Origin of the sequence: Pseudacidovorax intermedius (genome assembly GCF_001476815.1) — a bacterium.
Classification (GTDB): domain Bacteria; phylum Pseudomonadota; class Gammaproteobacteria; order Burkholderiales; family Burkholderiaceae_C; genus Xenophilus; species Xenophilus intermedius_A.
In genome coordinates this window covers 12,218-26,972 of sequence record NZ_LDSL01000169.1, presented here as the reverse complement: position 1 = coordinate 26,972, position 14,755 = coordinate 12,218, and the positions used below count along the sequence as shown (strand labels likewise).

The following is a 14,755-nucleotide window of genomic DNA, read 5'->3' as shown; positions in this document are numbered from 1 at the left end:
CGCCCGCCGCCCCGCTGCCGCCTGCACCACCGGCGGCGCCACGGCCACGGCCGGCGGTGCGGGCGGCAGCGGGGCGGCGGGCGAGGCGCCGGTGTGCGTGTCGCGCAGCCGCTCGGCGATGAGCGACTCCAGCGGATCCAGCGCCTCCTGCGGGTACAGGTCGAGCACCAGCCGGTGCTTGTAGGCCGCCACCGGCGCGAGCGAGAACACCTGCGGCCGCACCGTCTGCTTGAGGTCGAACACGATGCGCACCACGGTGGGCGTGTTCTGGCCCACGCGCAGGCCGGCGATGTAGGGATCGTCGGCCTTCACCTTGCCCACCAGGTCGCGCAGCGCCGGGTTGAGCGTGATGCCCTCGATGTCGACCGCCAGCCGGGGCGGATCGCCCACCACCTTCTGCTGCGACTGCAGCCGGGTGTCCGATTCGATGGTGATGCGGGTGTAGTCGCTGGCCGGCCACACGCGCACGGCGACGATGGCCGCGCCGTGCGCGATCTCGGCGGCGCCCAGCAGCAGCACCAGGCTGCCGGCCTGCTGCAGCCAGCGGCGGCGTTCGGGCAGGGCGGGATGCAGGGCGTGGGTGGGCGTCGCGGCCGGGTGTGCGGCACCGGCGTCCCGGGGCGCGGTCGGGCGACCGCTCATGGCGCGACGGCGGCCAGCAGGGCCTGGCCGGTGGGGGAGAAGGCGCGCAGCTGCACGCGGCGCACGTCGTCGGCGTCTGGGGTCATGGCTTCGATGTGGATGGCGAGGTCCTCGGTGGGCAGGTAGCCGGCCGCCTGGCCGGGCCACTCGGCCAGCTTGAGTCCGGGGCCGGCGAAAAGGTCCCGGAAGCCGGCGTCTTCCCACTCGCGCGGGTCGCTGAAGCGGTAGAAGTCGAAATGGTGGATGGGCCGGCCGTCGGCGGCCACGTGCGGCTCCACGACGGCATAGGTCGGGCTCTTGATGCGGCCCTGCACGCCCAGCGCCCGCAGCAGGTGGCGCACCAGCGTTGTCTTGCCGGCGCCCAGGTCGCCGTGCAGCGCGATGAAGGCGTCACCCAGCGCGGGCGCGGCGCGCATGGCCGCGGCCAGGGCGGCGGCGAAGCGGGCGGTGTCGTCCTCGCCCTGCCAGCACAGGGTGCGGACGGCCATTTCTACAATCGGCGGGTGACTGCGGTCGATGCTCAACTGGTGGCTCGGATTCGTGCGTGGGCCGGGGAGCTCGGATTCTCCCAAATCGGCGTGGCGGGCATCGACCTGTCCGCGGCAGAGCCCGGCCTGCGCGAATGGCTGGCGCAGGGCTTTCACGGCGAGATGGGGTATATGGCCGTCCACGGCATGCGCCGCGCCCGGCCGGCGGAGCTGGTGCCCGGCACGCTGAGCGTGATCACGGCACGCATGGACTACCTGCCGCGCGGCACGCCCGAAGACTGGCAGGCCGTCGAATGGTCGCGGCTCGCGCGGCCGCACGAAGGCATCGTCTCGCTCTATGCCCGCGGGCGGGACTACCACAAGGTGCTGCGCACGCGGCTGCAGAAGCTGGCCGACCGCCTGGCGGCCGAGGTGGGCCCGCTGGGCCACCGCGTGTTCACCGATTCCGCCCCCGTGCTGGAGGCCGAACTGGCCAGCCGCAGCGGCCAGGGCTGGCGCGGCAAGCACACGCTGGTGCTCAGCCGCGAGGCCGGCTCGATGTTCTTCCTGGGCGAGATCTACGTCGACCTCGCGCTGCCGCCCACCGAGCCCGTGGCGCCGCACTGCGGCCGCTGCACCGCCTGCATTGACGCCTGCCCCACCGGCGCCATCGTGGCGCCGCAGCGTCTGGATGCGCGGCGCTGCATCTCCTACCTCACCATCGAGCATGCGGGGCCCATCCCCGAGGCCCTGCGTCCGGCGCTGGCCAACCGCATCTACGGCTGCGACGACTGCCAGCTGGCCTGCCCCTGGAACAAGTTCGCCCAGCGCAGCGCGCTGCCGGACTTCGACCCGCGCGAGGGCCTGGCCGGCGCCACCCTGGCCCAGCTCTTCGCCTGGACCGAGGAGGAATTCCTGCGCCGCACCGAAGGCAGCCCGATCCGCCGCATCGGCCACGAGCGCTGGCTGCGCAACATTGCGGTGGCGCTGGGCAATGCATGGCGCAGCGGCGACGCGTCCGCGGCCCGGGCCCTGGCGGCGCGGCGCGACTCGGCATCGCCGCTGGTGCGGGAGCACATCGACTGGGCACTGGCCCAGGCGCCCGCCGGTGCGCCCGCCTGAGGCGGGCATTCAACGCGGCAGGCTGAGCGCGAACGGCAGGCTGGCCATGCCCAGCAGCGTCGACAGCGTGACCAGCGCCGCCACGTAGGCGCCGTTGTAGCCCATGCGTGCGGCCAGCACATAGGCGCTGGAGGCCGTCGGCACGGCCGAGAAGGCCATCAGCACCGCCGCCTGCGCCCCATGCAGGCCCAGCCCGCGGCACAGGCCCCAGGCCACCAGCGGCAGCACCAGGTGCCGGATCGCCAGCACCGACATGCCCAGCAGCTTGCCCCGGCTGAGCGCGCCGAACTGCATGCCCGCGCCGGCCGCCAGCAGCCCGAGCGCCAGGGAGGCCGCACCCAGCCGCCCCAGCGTCGGCTGCATCCAGCCCGGCAGCTGCACCCCGGCCAGGTTGAGCACCAGGCCGCTGCCCGTGGCGACGATCAGCGGGTTGCGCACCAGCTGGGCGAGGAAGCCGCTGCCGCCGTGCCGCGCCATCGGCCACACCGCCGCCACGTTCATCAGCGGCACGCACACGCCGATCAGCACCGCGATCACCAGCAGCCCCTCGGCACCGGCCAGCCGCTCGGCCACCGCCAGGCAGATGAAGGAATTGAAGCGGAAGGCCACCTGCGCGCTGGCCGCATGGTCGCGGCGGTCGATGTGGCGGCGCAGGCCGGGCATGTGGGGCAGGGCGTAAGCAAGCCCGATGCCGGCCAGCCCGATGCCGATGCCGGCGGCCAGCAGGTGGCTGGCGGCGCCCAGGTCGATCGGGCTCTTGACGATCGAATGGAAGAGCAGGACCGGAAAGAGGAAGTAGTACACCAGGCTCTCGACCTGGTCCCACACCCGGCGGTCCAGCGCGGTGTAGCGGCACAGCAGCCAGCCGCAGGCGATCAGGGAAAAGTCGGGAAGCAGCAGCTGGGCGTAGTTCACCGGGCGAGGATAAACCGGGGTCTCTATGGCTTTCCCTCAAGGTCCGCCCGGGGGCTGCCGCTAGGATGGCGCCCGCACGGGAAGCCCGTCCCGAATCCCTCAAGAACCAAACCGGAGTCAATGCCGATGCAACGCCGTCACTGGAACGCCCTCGCCGCCGCTGCCGTCCTCGGAGCCCTGGCCGCCCCCGCCGCCTGGGCGCAGGGCTATCCCGACAAGCCGATCGAACTGCAGGTGCCCTTCGCGCCGGGCGGCACCACCGACATCGTGGGCCGCGTCATCGCCGACCCGCTGGGCAAGATCCTGGGCCAGCCGGTGGTGGTCACCAACAAGGCCGGCGGCGGCGGCGTGGTGGGCGCCTCCGAAACCGCGCGCGCCGCGCCGGACGGCTACAAGCTGGGCGTGGCCACGGTCTCGAGCACGGCCGCCAACCCGGCCATCAATCCCAAGACGCCGTACGACCCCATCAACGACTTCACGCCGATCATCAACATCGCGGCCACGCCCAATGTGATCGCGGTGCATCCGAGCTTTCCGGCCAAGGACTACGCCAGCTTCGTGGCCGAGCTCAAGAAGAACCCTGGCAAGTATTCGTACAGCTCGTCGGGCACCGGCGGCATCGGCCACCTGCTGATGGAGCTCTACAAGAGCATGACCGGCACCTTCGTCACGCACATCCCCTACCGCGGCGCGGGCCCCGCGCTGAACGACACCGTGGGCGGCCAGGTGCCGATGATCTTCGACAACCTGCCCTCGGCACTGCCCTTCATCAAGGCCGGCAAGCTGGTGCCCATCGTGGTGGCCGCGCCCCAGCGGCTCAAGGACCTGCCGAACGTGCCGACCTTCAAGGAAGTGGGTCTGGAGCCGGTCAACCGCATGGCCTACTACGGCATCCTCGGTCCCAAGGGCCTGCCCAAGGACGTGGTCGACAAGGTCAACGCCGGCACCCGCAAGGCGCTGGAAGACCCGGCCGTGCGCAGGCGCATCGAGGACACCGGCTCGATCATCGTCGCCAACACGCCCGAGCAGTTCGCGGCGCAGATCAAGGCCGAGTTCGCCGTCTACAAGGACGTGGTGAAGAAGCAGAATCTCAAGCTCGACTGAGTTTGTCGCCTGGCCACCGCGCCCGCAGCGCGGTGGCCGGCACGCTCGACGGCCGCCCGAGGGGCGGCCTTCTCTTTTGCATCGTCCCGCTTCCTGCGATCCCGCTTTTCATGACCGAACCGGCTCCGTCCACCGACGCCGGCGCCGCCACGCCGCCCACCGACATCGACGACTTCATCGATGCGCTCTGGCTGGAGGAGGGCCTGTCGCGCAACACCCTGGCCGCCTACCGGCGCGACCTGTCGCTGCTGGCGCAATGGCTGGCGCCGCGCGGCGTGGCGCTGCCGGCGGCGAAGGAGCACGACCTGCAGGCCTACATGGGCGAGCGCCTGGCCCAGCGCGGCAAGGCCACCTCGGCCAACCGGCGGCTCACGGTGTTCAAGCGCTACTACCGCTGGGCCCTGCGCGAGCACCGCGTGGGCGCCGACCCGACGCTGCGCCTGCTGCCCGCCCGTCAGCCGCCGCGCGTGCCCAAGACGCTGACCGAGGCCCAGGTCGAGGCGCTGCTGGCCGCCCCCGACGTCGCCACGCCGCTGGGCCTGCGCGACCGCGCCATGCTGGAGCTGATGTACGCCAGCGGCCTGCGCGTCAGCGAGCTGGTGGGCCTGCGCCTGGTGGACCTGAGCCTGCGCGACGGCGTGCTGCGCGTGATGGGCAAGGGCAGCAAGGAGCGGCTGGTGCCCTTCGGCCAGGAGGCCGAACGCTGGATCGAGCGCTACCTGGCCGAGGCCCGCGCCGCCATCCTGGGCGGGCAGCACAGCGGCGACCTGTTCGTCACCGCGCGGGGTGCCGGCATGACGCGCGCCATGTTCTGGGTGATCGTCAAGAAGCATGCCGAGGCGGCCGGCGTGCGCGTGCCGCTGTCGCCGCACACCCTGCGCCATGCCTTCGCCACGCACCTGCTCAACCACGGCGCCGACCTGCGCGCGGTGCAGCTGCTGCTGGGGCATGCGGACATCTCGACCACCACCATCTACACCCACGTGGCGCGCGAGCGGCTGCGCCAGCTGCACGCGCGCCACCATCCGCGCGGCTGAAGGCGGCCCGGCCGCCGGGCCCGCGGCCCTCCCGGCCTGCGGACCCGCTGGCATGATGCCGGCCATGACCTTCACTCCCGCTTCCTTCGCGCGCCGCCGCCTGTGCCGCGGCGCCGTGCTCGCCGCCTGCGGCGCCGCGCTGGCCGCCACCGGCCTGCCGGCCCTGGCCCAGAACCTGCCCAGAACCGTGCGCCTGATCGTGGCCTACCCGCCCGGCGGCGTGGCCGACGTGGTGGCCCGCACCCTGGCCGAGCGGCTGGCGGCACAGACCGGCAGCACCTTCGTCGTCGACAACAAGGCCGGCGCCAGCGGCACCATCGCCATGGAGGCGCTGGCCAAGGCGGCGCCCGACGGTGCCACGCTGGGCTTCTCGGCCATCAGCCCACTGGTGCTCAGCCCGCACCTGGGCAAGCTGCCCTTCGACCCGCAGCGCGACGTGGTGCCCGTGGCCAGCGTCATGTACTCGCCGGTCGTGCTGCTGGCCACATCGGCCGAAGGCAGTGCCGACATGCGCGCCCTGCTGGCCAAGGCGCGGGCGCAGCCGGGGGCGGTGCGCTGGGCCACCTCCGGCCCGGCGTCGCTGGGCCATGTGATGCTGGAACAGCTGCGCGCGGCCGCCAGGGTCGACATCACGCACGTGCCCTACAAGGGCGGCGGCCAGCAGATGACCGATGCGCTGTCCGGCCAGTTCGAGGTGCTGTCCACCAATGCCGGGCCGGCGGTGGCCATCCAGGTCAAGGCGGGCAAGCTGCGTCCGCTGGCCGTGGGCGCGCCGGCGCGGCTGGAGAGCATGCCCGGCGTGCCCACGCTGGGCGAGCTGGGCTTCAAGGACGCGAACCTGTCCTCGCAGTTCGGCGTCTTCGCGCCGCAGGGCCTGCCTGCGCCGCTGCTGGCCCGCCTGAACACCGAGATCGATGCCGCGCTGCAGTCGCCCCAGATGCGCCAGCGGCTGACCACCACCGACAACGTGCCCACCGGCGGCAGCCCCGCGGCTTTCGCCAAGGAGATCGCGGCGGAGTACGAGAACAACGGCCGCATCATCCGCGCGGCGGGGATCAAGGCGGATTGAGAGGACGCGGGGCGCGGCCCCGTCACGGCGCTGAACGGAGGCCGCCGCCCGGGCCGATCAGCCCGCGTCCGCCACCAGCGCCTGCAGTTCCGCCTCGGTGAAGCCCGCCTGCGCCCGCGCCTGCAGGTTGAAGGGCGGCTTCAGCCGCGGCGCCTGGTGTTCCCGGTACAGGCGCCGGTAGTGCGCCAGCGGCGCCAGGCCTGCGCGCTCGCACAGCCAGGCGTACCAGCGGTTGCCCACGGCCACGTGGCCGATCTCGTCGCGCAGGATGATGTCCAGGATGGCGCTGGCCGCCCTCGCGTCCGGCGTGCCCACGCGGGCCAGCTTGGCCTGGATGAGCGGCGTGGCGTCCAGGCCGCGTGCTTCGAGCGTGCGCGGCACCAGCGCCATGCGGGCGACCACGTCGCCGGCCGTCTTCTCGCACATGGTCCACAGGCCGTCGTGGCCGGGAAAGTCGCCGTAGCGCCAGCCCATGGCCTGCAGGTGGCCGTGGATCAGCGTGAAGTGCAGCGCCTCCTCGTCGGCCACGCGCAGCCAGTCGTGGTAGTAGGCGGCCGGCATGCCGTCGAAGCGCCAGAAGGCGTCGAGCGCCAGGTTGATGGCGTTGAACTCGATGTGGCAGATGGCATGCACCAGCGCGGCGCGGCCTTCCTCGGTGAAGGGCGAACGGGTGGGCACGTCCCTGGCGCCGACGCGCAGCGGGCGCCCGGGCCGGCCGGGCACGCCGGCCGCGTCGCCATCGGCGCGCACCGGCTGCCGCCAGAGCGGGTCGTCGGCGGGCAGCCGCGCGCAGTCCGCGGCCAGCGCGCGCGTGGCCGCGACCTTCTGGTCGGGGTCGGAAAGGACGAGCGCCTGCAGCGCGCGCAGCCGGGGGTGCATCCCTACAATTCTATTTTTGGCCCGCGCGGCGCCGGCCACCCCACGAACACGACACGCAGGAGACGACGACCATGGCCCTCTACGAACTCGACGGCACCGCCCCGCGCCTGGCCGAAGGCGCCTGGGTGGCCGACAGCGCCGAGGTGCTGGGCAACGTCAGCCTGGCCGAGAACGCCAGCGTGTGGTTCGGCGCCGTGGTGCGCGGCGACACCGAGCACATCGCCATCGGCCGCAACAGCAACGTGCAGGACCTGTCGGTGCTGCATGCCGACGTCGGCAGCCCGCTGACCATCGGCGACGACGTCACCGTCGGCCACCAGGTCATGCTGCATGGCTGCACCATCGGCGACGGCTCGCTGATCGGCATCCAGGCCGTGGTCTTGAACAATGCCCGCATCGGCCGCAACTGCATCGTCGGCGCCGGCAGCGTGGTGACGGAAGGCAAGGAATTTCCGGACAACTCGCTGATCATCGGCGCGCCGGCCAAGGTCGTGCGCACGCTCGACGAGGCTGCGGCCGCCAAGCTGCGCCAGAGCGCGCAGCACTATGTGCAAAACGCCCATCGCTTCGCGAAGGGCCTCAAAAAGATCGGCTGAACCCGCCCGGCGCCACGCGCCGGCCCGTCGGCCGAGGAAAGCAACCCTTGAGCGAACTACACACCTTCCTCTTCGACGGCCTGCCGGTGCGCGGCATGATCGTGCGCCTGACCGGTGCCTGGCGCGAGATCCTGTCGCGCCGCGCTTCCAACACCCAGACCGGCGCCTATGCGCCGCCGGTGGCCGAGCTGCTGGGCGAGATGACGGCCGCGGCCACGCTGATGCAGGCCAACATCAAGTTCAAGGGTTCGCTGATCCTGCAGATCTTCGGCGACGGTCCGGTCAAGGTGGCCGTGGCCGAGGCGCAGCCCGACCTGAGCCTGCGCGCCACCGCCAGCGTGGTGGGCGAGGTGCCGGTCGGCACCGGCCTGGCCGACCTGGTGAACGTGGGCAACAAGGGCCGCTGCGCCATCACGCTCGACCCCAAGGACCGGCTGCCCGGCCAGCAGCCCTACCAGGGCGTGGTGCCGCTCTTCGGCGACCGCGGCGAGCGGCTGGGCAAGCTGTCCGAGGTGCTGGAGCACTACATGCTGCAGAGCGAGCAGCTCGACACCCGCCTGGTGCTGGCGGCCGACGAGCAGGTCGCGGCGGGCCTGCTGATCCAGCGCCTGCCGCTGGCGGGCGAGGCCAACCTCGCCGGCAGCAGCGCCGCGCGCGACGAGGACGAGATCGGCCGCAACGAGGACTACAACCGCATCGCCACCCTGGCCGCCAGCCTGACGCGCGAGGAACTGCTGTCGCTGGACGTGGAGACCATCCTGCGCCGCCTGTTCTGGGAGGAGAAGCTGCTGCGCTTCGCCCCGCGCGAAGGCATGCTGGGGCCGCGCTTCGCCTGCACCTGCAGTCGCGAGCGGGTGGCGAACATGCTGCGCGGCCTGGGGAAGGCCGAGGCCGAGGACATCCTGGCCGAGCAGGGTGCCATCGAAGTCGGCTGCGACTTCTGCGGCCAGCAGTACCGCTTCGATGCGGTGGACACGGCGCAGCTCTTCGCCGAGCCCGGTGGTCAGGTGCCGGGCAGCCCGGTCGTCCAGTAGCGAGCGTCCGTTCCCCGCCGCGTCGCGGCGCGAGTGTCATCGGCGCCACATCGGCCGCGGCGGCGCGCATGTCTTGCGGGTTCCCGTGTCACAACTCTTGACGCTTTCGTAAGGCAGTTTCACGATGGGACGCCGGTCTCGAGGCCGGCGTCAACCAACCATCTCGAGGACGATATGAACACCAAGAAACTCCTTGCCGCAACCGCCGCGCTGGCCGTCGCACTCCTGGCCGCGAGCCCGGCGATGGCCGACGACCCGACCAAGGAGCCGCCCACGCCCGCGGCGAAGAAGACCACCAAGGCCGAACGTTCCGCGGCACGCCAGAAGCGCAAGGCCGAGATGAGCGCGGCCGCCAAGAGCGGCACCGCACCCGCCGGCGGCGAGGCCACCGCGCCCGAGAAGCAGGCCAAGGCCATCGGCGGCACCAGCGAGTCGCGCAAGGCCGAGCGCGCGAAGAAGCGCAAGGAAATGGCCGCCGCCAACAAGGCCGGCGCGATTCCCACGCCCAACGAAGCCGGCGAACCCAAGAAGTGATCGGCCTTCGCTGAATGGCGAAGACGCGTGCCCGGATGGCGGCTGGCGGCTTCCGCGCCGTCTGGCGCCCCGGGCCGTGGGGCCGGCGGTGGGCCGCTTGCGTGGGGCTCGGCCTCGCGGTCCTGCTCGCGGCCTGTGCCAGCCTGCCGGAGCCGCCCGCCGCGGCGCCATCGACGTCCTTGACGCCGGCCGACGTCGGACCGGCACCGCTGGCGCGCGTCGCCGCCGCCAGCCTGCCTTCCGACGCCGTGGCGACGGGGCAGTCCGGCTTTCTGCTCATGCCCGAAGGGCCCACGGCGCTGAATGCGCGGATCGCGCTGATCCGCGCCGCACGCAAGACCGTCGATGCCCAGTACTACATCCTGCAGGACGACGCGACCGGACTGCTCTTCCTGAGCGAACTGCTCGAAGCCGCGCGCCGCGGCGTGCGGGTGCGGCTGCTGGTCGACGACCTGTACACGGCCGGCAAGGACGCCCTGTTCGCCGCCCTGGCCTCCCAGCCCAACTTCGAGCTGCGGCTGTTCAATCCGCTGGCGGTGCGCAGCGGCCCGCTGGCCTGGCGACTGGCCCTGTCCCTGGCCGACCTGCGGCGCATCAACCGCCGCATGCACAACAAGCTCTTGGTGGCGGACAACAGCGTGGCCATCACCGGCGGGCGCAACATCGCCGACGAGTACTTCATGCGCAGCGACCAGGCCAACTTCGTCGACATGGACGTGCTGGCCGCCGGCCCCGTGGTGCCGGCCCTGTCGCGCAGCTTCGACGACTACTGGAACAGCCGCCAGGTGCGGCCCATCGGCAGCCTGATGGCGCTGCCGCCGGACGATGCGCGCACCCGCCGCCTGCTGGCCGAGCGCTGCGAGGACCGTCGGGACCTGCTGCCGGAGGCCGCCACCGATGTGATGGGCCATCCGCCGGTCAGCGCGCAGCTTGCCGCCGGCCGGCTGCTGCTGACGCCCGGCGACGGCCGGGTGGTGGTCGACATCCCGCAGAAGGTCACCTTCGACGACCCGGAAGCCAGCTTCGCCGACAGCGTGAGCCAGCAGACCGTCGCCATGCTCTACGGCGCCCGCCGCGAGGTGCTGATGGTGTCGCCGTACTTCGTGCCCGGCGACGCCGGCCTGGCCCTGCTGCAGCAGCAGGCCGCCCGCGGCGTGCAGGTGCTGGTGTTCACCAACTCGCTGGACGCCACGGACGAGACGCTGGTCTACGCCGGCTATGCGCGCTACCGCCTCGCCATGCTGCGCGCGGGCGTGAAGATCTACGAACTGGGTTCGCGCCTGGTGCCGCGCGACCGCCGCTTCGGCGAGTTCCGGCATTCCTCCGCCCGGCTGCATGCCAAGGTGATGCTGGTGGACCGCGAACGGGTCTTCGTCGGTTCCATGAACCTCGACGGCCGCTCCGCGCGGCTGAACACCGAGGTCGGCGTCATCGTCGACAGCGCGGCGCTGGCGGCGCAGTTCCAGGCGCTGGTGCCGGTGCGCGAGCTGGGCGCCTACGAACTGCGGCTGCGGCCCGGCACCGAATCCCCGCAGTGGATCGAGCACGAGGAGGGCGGCGGGCAGCGGGTGCTGGACGAGGAACCCGGCGACAACCCGCTGTCGCGCATGCGCGACTGGTTGCTGCTCAAGCTGCTGCCGGAGGATCTGCTCTGAGTGACCGCGCTCGCTCCGGGCCCGTGGCGCGCGGCGTCGAAAGGCCCGCCGCGCCTCAGCGCCCGAAAGCGCTGTAGCGGATGTCCGGCGCGCTGGTGTTGTGGCGCGACGGCGTGCTGCGGCCGAAGCTCACCTCGGCGACGCCCGCCGCGCGCTGGAAGTCAGCCAGCGGCTCGGTGTGCACCGCCCCGTCCGGCCCGGCGGTGCGCCACTGCACCTCGCTTATGTCCGCGTTGTCCGGCGCCACGTACATGGAGCGCAGCACCGAGAAGGGCCGCGAGGCCGGCACGGCGCGCGCGAAGCGCACGTCCAGCGCGGTGCGCGTGCGGCTCACCTCGGCCAGCGCGATGCGCGCCGAGCCGCCGCCGGTGAAGCGCAGGTCGAAGCGGATGGCGGGCTGGGTGCGGATGCGGATGTCGCGGATGGCGACCACCGGCCGGCCTTCCTCGCGCACCGGCCCCAGCAGCAGCGAGGAGCCGTACACCCCGTCGGCGAAGCGCGCGAGCGGCAGCGGCTTGATGCGCCAGTAGCCATCGGACGGGTACATCACCAGCGCCTCCTTCATCGCGCCGTCGATGCGGCGGTAGACCTGGATCATGTGGAAGCCGCGGTCGCGCCGGCTGTCCACCTGCACGGGCACCTGCTGCGGGCGCCAGAACACCGGCAGCGTCATGCCCACGATGCGCCATTCGGCGTCCTCGTGCAGCGTGACGGTGCGCGGCGTGAACGTGAACTTGGGGTCGGTGGGATGGTCGCCGCCGTCGAAGTTGCAGCCGGAGAAGTCGGGCGCGGTCGTGTCCTGCGCGATCTGCTCGATGTAGGCCGGTTGCAGCGCCTCCACCCGCAGGCGGGTGATGCTCCCGCGCAGCAGCAGGGAGACGTTATCCTCCTCCGCGCAGCGCGTGGGGCGCGTCTGGTTCTCCACACTGACGGTGGCCTGGGCCTGGGCGGCGGCCGGGGCGGCGAGGGTGGCGGCGGCAAGGGCGCCGAGGGCGAGCAGGCGGCGAAGGGCGGCAGGCATGCGGTGCATCGTCGGTGAAGCGTTCAGCCGCCGGCCCGTGGGCGGCCGGCGATCAGGTCGGTGAAGAGGCGGTGTTCGCATTCGGGGTCGGAACAGCGCTCGCAGTTCCACGTGGGCGGGCGCAGGCGGCGTGCCGGCGGGGGCGCATCCTCCTGCCCGTCCAGCCCGGACTGCAGCGCCATCCAGGCGCGCGCCAGCCGCTGTGTGCCGTCACGGCCGTGGATGACGGCGCAGGGCAGGGCGGCAGCGGCGAAGGCACGGCGCAGCGCGGTGTCGCGTGCGGCCGCTGCCGGCGTGGCGTCGGCGGGGGCGATCAGCAGGGTGAAGGCATGGGCGCGTTCGGCGTCCACCAGGGGCTGAGGCCAGTCGTCGGGGGCCAGGCCGCCCGCGGCCAGCGTTGAAAGCGGGCTGCCGTCGACCACCACGAGGGCCTGACGGCGCGCATCGTCGATGTGCTGGCGCAGGGCATGGGCGGCCGGCCGCAGGTCGGCGGGTTTCACAGCGGCGGCCGCGCTCGCATCGGGCATCACCACCGCCGGCCGGCCGCGCTGCACGAAGCGCTGCGCCAGTGCCTCGGCCAGCAGCCGGCGCGCCAGCGCATCGGCGCTCCAGACCGCCACCACGCTGCCGGGGCCGAGGCGCGGCGTCATGCCTTCGAACGATGGGAAAGAAAGAAGCGCCCGGCGCAGCCGCTACTTGGCGATCTGCACCAGGATCTCGTTGGGCTTGACCATGCCCAGTTCCTGCCGCGCCCGCTCCTCGGCCATCTCGATGCCTTCCTTGAGGTCGCTGACCTCGGACTCGAGCCGCTCGTTGTTGTGCTGGGCGCGCAGGTTGGCCTGCTTCTGGTCTTCCAGGTTCTTGCGCAGCGTGGCCACGTCCGGCAGGCTGCCGCGGCCGGCCCACAGCTGCAGCTGGAGCAGGCCGAGCAGGCACAGCAACACCGCCGGCACGACGAAACGGGCACGCATCGCCGTTCAGCCGATCCGCGGCCGCGGTGCCGCAGGGCGCCGCAGCAAGCCAGAGCAGGCGAGGCGCATCAACGCAGGTTGTAGAACGCCGCGCGGCCGGGGTAGCTGGCGACGTCGCCCAGGTCTTCCTCGATGCGCAGCAGCTGGTTGTACTTGGCCATGCGGTCCGAGCGCGACAGCGAGCCGGTCTTGATCTGGCCGGCGTTGGTGCCCACCGCGATGTCGGCGATGGTGCTGTCCTCGGTCTCGCCCGAGCGGTGCGAGATGACGGCGGTGTAGCCGGCGCGCTTGGCCATCTCGATGGCGGCGAAGGTCTCCGTCAGCGTGCCGATCTGGTTGATCTTGATCAGGATCGAGTTGGCGATGTTCTGGTCGATGCCCTGCTTCAGGATCTTGGTGTTGGTGACGAACAGGTCGTCGCCCACCAGCTGTACCTTCTTGCCCAGGCGCTCGGTCAGCAGCTTCCAGCCGGCCCAGTCGCCTTCGTGCATGCCGTCCTCGATCGAGATGATCGGGTACTTGTCGCACCAGGTGGCCAGCATGTCGGCCCAGCTCGCGGCCTCCAGCTGCAGGCCGCCTTCGCCTTCGAGCACGTACTTGCCGTCCTTGTAGAACTCGCTGGCGGCGCAGTCCAGTCCCAGGGCGATCTGCTCGCCGGCGGTGTAGCCCGCCTTGTCGATGGCCTCCAGGATCAATTGGATCGCGGCCTCGTGGTTCTCGACGCTGGGGGCGAAGCCGCCTTCGTCGCCCACGGCCGTGGGCATGCCGCGGCTGTCGATGATCTTCTTGAGGGCGTGGAACACCTCGGCGCCGTAGCGCAGCGCCTCGCGGAAGCTCGGGGCGCCCACGGGGATGATCATGAACTCCTGCAGGTCCAGGCTGTTGTTGGCATGCGCACCGCCGTTGATGACGTTCATCATCGGCACCGGCAGGCTCATGCCGCCCATGCCGCCGAAGTAGCGGTACAGCGGCAGGCCGGATTCTTCGGCGGCGGCGCGGGCCACGGCCATCGACACCGCCAGCATGGCGTTCGCGCCCAGGCGGCTCTTGTTCTCGGTGCCGTCCAGGTCGATCAGGGTCTTGTCCAGGAAGGCCTGCTCCGAGGCGTCCAGGCCCAGCACGGCTTCGCTGATCTCGGTGTTGAGGTGCTCCACGGCCTTGAGCACGCCCTTGCCCAGGTAGCGGCCCTTGTCGCCGTCGCGCAGCTCGATGGCTTCGCGGCTGCCGGTGCTGGCGCCCGAGGGCACGGCCGCACGGCCCATGGTGCCGCTTTCCAGCAGCACGTCGCATTCCACGGTGGGGTTGCCGCGGCTGTCGAGGATCTCGCGGCCGACGATGTCAACGATGGCACTCATTCAGGGTTCTCCGGTTTTTTGAAATCTTCTGGGCGCAGGGCAGGCAGGGCCTGCTCAGACGCCTTCGACGGCGATCATGTTCATGACCGCGGCGCCGGCACGCGCCTCGCGCGCCTTCTTGTATTCGGGCGTCTCGTAGAAGGCCTTGGCCTGCTCGAAGCTGGCGAACTTGAGCAGCACCACGCGGGTCGGCTGCCAGGTGCCTTCCAGAGGCTCGACCTGGCCGCCGCGCACGCAGACCTCGGCGCCATGTGCCTGCATGGCCGCGGACGACCACTTCTTGTATTCCTCGTACTGCGTCGGATTGGTGACTTCGACGTGGGCGATGACGTAGCCGCTGGGCATGGTGAAAAG

Annotated in this window: 17 protein-coding genes; 8 read left to right on the top strand and 9 right to left on the bottom strand. The window is 71.8% G+C overall.

Annotated features, from left to right (window positions below):
* Both NS331_RS22310 and tsaE read right to left on the bottom strand, forming a co-directional pair.
* A partial coding sequence (locus tag NS331_RS22310) for an AMIN domain-containing protein (protein ID WP_153012988.1) occupies positions 1-642 on the bottom strand: 642 nt, incomplete at its 3' end.
* Positions 639-1,130, bottom strand: coding sequence for a tRNA (adenosine(37)-N6)-threonylcarbamoyltransferase complex ATPase subunit type 1 TsaE (gene tsaE, locus NS331_RS27260; protein ID WP_058644130.1), 492 nt, complete (start codon positions 1,128-1,130; stop codon positions 639-641). The genes NS331_RS22310 and tsaE, both read right to left, overlap by 4 nt.
* A 48-nt stretch (positions 1,131-1,178) precedes the next feature.
* Between tsaE and queG the strand changes: the two genes are divergently transcribed.
* Positions 1,179-2,231, top strand: a complete 1,053-nt coding sequence (gene queG / locus NS331_RS22300; RefSeq protein WP_058644134.1) for a tRNA epoxyqueuosine(34) reductase QueG — start codon at positions 1,179-1,181, stop codon at positions 2,229-2,231.
* A gap of 9 nt (positions 2,232-2,240) precedes the next feature.
* Here queG and NS331_RS22295 read toward each other — a convergent pair whose 3' ends face one another.
* Positions 2,241-3,146 (bottom strand): AEC family transporter, encoded by a 906-nt coding sequence (locus NS331_RS22295; protein WP_058644129.1) that lies wholly within the window; start codon positions 3,144-3,146, stop codon positions 2,241-2,243.
* Between the two features lie 126 nt (positions 3,147-3,272).
* On the opposite strand from NS331_RS22295, the gene NS331_RS22290 reads away from it, so the two are divergent.
* The 3 genes from NS331_RS22290 to NS331_RS22280 all read left to right on the top strand — a co-directional run bounded on the left by NS331_RS22290 (position 3,273) and on the right by NS331_RS22280 (position 6,356).
* Positions 3,273-4,250 carry a tripartite tricarboxylate transporter substrate binding protein BugE gene (locus tag NS331_RS22290; RefSeq protein ID WP_058644128.1) on the top strand — a complete coding sequence of 326 codons (978 nt, stop codon included), beginning with the start codon at positions 3,273-3,275 and terminating at the stop codon, positions 4,248-4,250.
* Between the two features lie 110 nt (positions 4,251-4,360).
* Positions 4,361-5,287 (top strand): site-specific tyrosine recombinase XerD, encoded by a 927-nt coding sequence (gene xerD, locus NS331_RS22285; RefSeq protein WP_058644127.1) that lies wholly within the window; start codon positions 4,361-4,363, stop codon positions 5,285-5,287.
* Between the two features lie 64 nt (positions 5,288-5,351).
* A complete protein-coding gene (locus NS331_RS22280; RefSeq protein WP_058644133.1) occupies positions 5,352-6,356 on the top strand; it encodes a Bug family tripartite tricarboxylate transporter substrate binding protein in 1,005 nt (334 codons plus the stop codon).
* A 57-nt stretch (positions 6,357-6,413) separates the two neighbouring features.
* Here the strand turns inward: NS331_RS22280 and NS331_RS22275 are convergent, their stop codons facing one another.
* Entirely contained in the window at positions 6,414-7,235 is an 822-nt protein-coding gene (locus NS331_RS22275; protein WP_058644126.1) for a ferritin-like domain-containing protein, read from the bottom strand.
* A 71-nt stretch (positions 7,236-7,306) separates the two neighbouring features.
* On the opposite strand from NS331_RS22275, the gene NS331_RS22270 reads away from it, so the two are divergent.
* The 4 genes from NS331_RS22270 (at position 7,307) to NS331_RS22255 (ending at position 11,054) form a co-directional block, all read left to right on the top strand.
* A complete protein-coding gene (locus NS331_RS22270; protein ID WP_058644125.1) occupies positions 7,307-7,831 on the top strand; it encodes a gamma carbonic anhydrase family protein in 525 nt (174 codons plus the stop codon).
* A 47-nt stretch (positions 7,832-7,878) separates the two neighbouring features.
* Positions 7,879-8,865: an Hsp33 family molecular chaperone HslO gene (gene hslO / locus NS331_RS22265; RefSeq protein ID WP_058644124.1), complete on the top strand. Its 987-nt coding sequence runs from the start codon at positions 7,879-7,881 to the stop codon at positions 8,863-8,865.
* A gap of 174 nt (positions 8,866-9,039) precedes the next feature.
* On the top strand, positions 9,040-9,399 hold the full coding sequence (locus NS331_RS22260; RefSeq protein ID WP_058644123.1) for a hypothetical protein: 360 nt from the start codon (positions 9,040-9,042) through the stop codon (positions 9,397-9,399).
* A gap of 179 nt (positions 9,400-9,578) precedes the next feature.
* Positions 9,579-11,054: a phospholipase D family protein gene (locus tag NS331_RS22255; protein ID WP_058644122.1), complete on the top strand. Its 1,476-nt coding sequence runs from the start codon at positions 9,579-9,581 to the stop codon at positions 11,052-11,054.
* Between the two features lie 55 nt (positions 11,055-11,109).
* Here the strand turns inward: NS331_RS22255 and NS331_RS22250 are convergent, their stop codons facing one another.
* From NS331_RS22250 to NS331_RS22230, 5 genes are all read right to left on the bottom strand, one after another.
* The gene (locus NS331_RS22250) at positions 11,110-12,075 is read right to left on the bottom strand and encodes a hypothetical protein (RefSeq protein WP_058644132.1); all 966 of its coding nucleotides are present in this window, start codon (positions 12,073-12,075) and stop codon (positions 11,110-11,112) included.
* Between the two features lie 23 nt (positions 12,076-12,098).
* On the bottom strand, positions 12,099-12,725 hold the full coding sequence (locus NS331_RS22245) for a hypothetical protein (RefSeq protein ID WP_058644121.1): 627 nt from the start codon (positions 12,723-12,725) through the stop codon (positions 12,099-12,101).
* 42 nt (positions 12,726-12,767) lie between these two features.
* Positions 12,768-13,046, bottom strand: a complete 279-nt coding sequence (locus NS331_RS22240; protein ID WP_058644120.1) for a septum formation initiator family protein — start codon at positions 13,044-13,046, stop codon at positions 12,768-12,770.
* A gap of 68 nt (positions 13,047-13,114) precedes the next feature.
* Positions 13,115-14,401: a phosphopyruvate hydratase gene (gene eno, locus NS331_RS22235; RefSeq protein WP_058644119.1), complete on the bottom strand. Its 1,287-nt coding sequence runs from the start codon at positions 14,399-14,401 to the stop codon at positions 13,115-13,117.
* Between the two features lie 54 nt (positions 14,402-14,455).
* Entirely contained in the window at positions 14,456-14,746 is a 291-nt protein-coding gene (locus NS331_RS22230; RefSeq protein WP_058644118.1) for a DUF1330 domain-containing protein, read from the bottom strand.
* Positions 14,747-14,755 lie beyond the last annotated feature (9 nt).

Coding starts and splice junctions, on each gene's coding strand:
- tsaE (WP_058644130.1), bottom strand. CDS start 1,130: ATGGCCGTCCGCACCCTGTGCTGGCAGGGCGAGGACGACACCGCCCGC.
- NS331_RS22290 (WP_058644128.1), top strand. CDS start 3,273: ATGCAACGCCGTCACTGGAACGCCCTCGCCGCCGCTGCCGTCCTCGGA.
- xerD (WP_058644127.1), top strand. CDS start 4,361: ATGACCGAACCGGCTCCGTCCACCGACGCCGGCGCCGCCACGCCGCCC.
- NS331_RS22280 (WP_058644133.1), top strand. CDS start 5,352: ATGACCTTCACTCCCGCTTCCTTCGCGCGCCGCCGCCTGTGCCGCGGC.
- NS331_RS22275 (WP_058644126.1), bottom strand. CDS start 7,235: ATGCACCCCCGGCTGCGCGCGCTGCAGGCGCTCGTCCTTTCCGACCCC.
- NS331_RS22270 (WP_058644125.1), top strand. CDS start 7,307: ATGGCCCTCTACGAACTCGACGGCACCGCCCCGCGCCTGGCCGAAGGC.
- NS331_RS22260 (WP_058644123.1), top strand. CDS start 9,040: ATGAACACCAAGAAACTCCTTGCCGCAACCGCCGCGCTGGCCGTCGCA.
- NS331_RS22250 (WP_058644132.1), bottom strand. CDS start 12,075: ATGCCTGCCGCCCTTCGCCGCCTGCTCGCCCTCGGCGCCCTTGCCGCC.
- NS331_RS22245 (WP_058644121.1), bottom strand. CDS start 12,725: ATGACGCCGCGCCTCGGCCCCGGCAGCGTGGTGGCGGTCTGGAGCGCC.
- NS331_RS22240 (WP_058644120.1), bottom strand. CDS start 13,046: ATGCGTGCCCGTTTCGTCGTGCCGGCGGTGTTGCTGTGCCTGCTCGGC.
- eno (WP_058644119.1), bottom strand. CDS start 14,401: ATGAGTGCCATCGTTGACATCGTCGGCCGCGAGATCCTCGACAGCCGC.
- NS331_RS22230 (WP_058644118.1), bottom strand. CDS start 14,746: ATGCCCAGCGGCTACGTCATCGCCCACGTCGAAGTCACCAATCCGACG.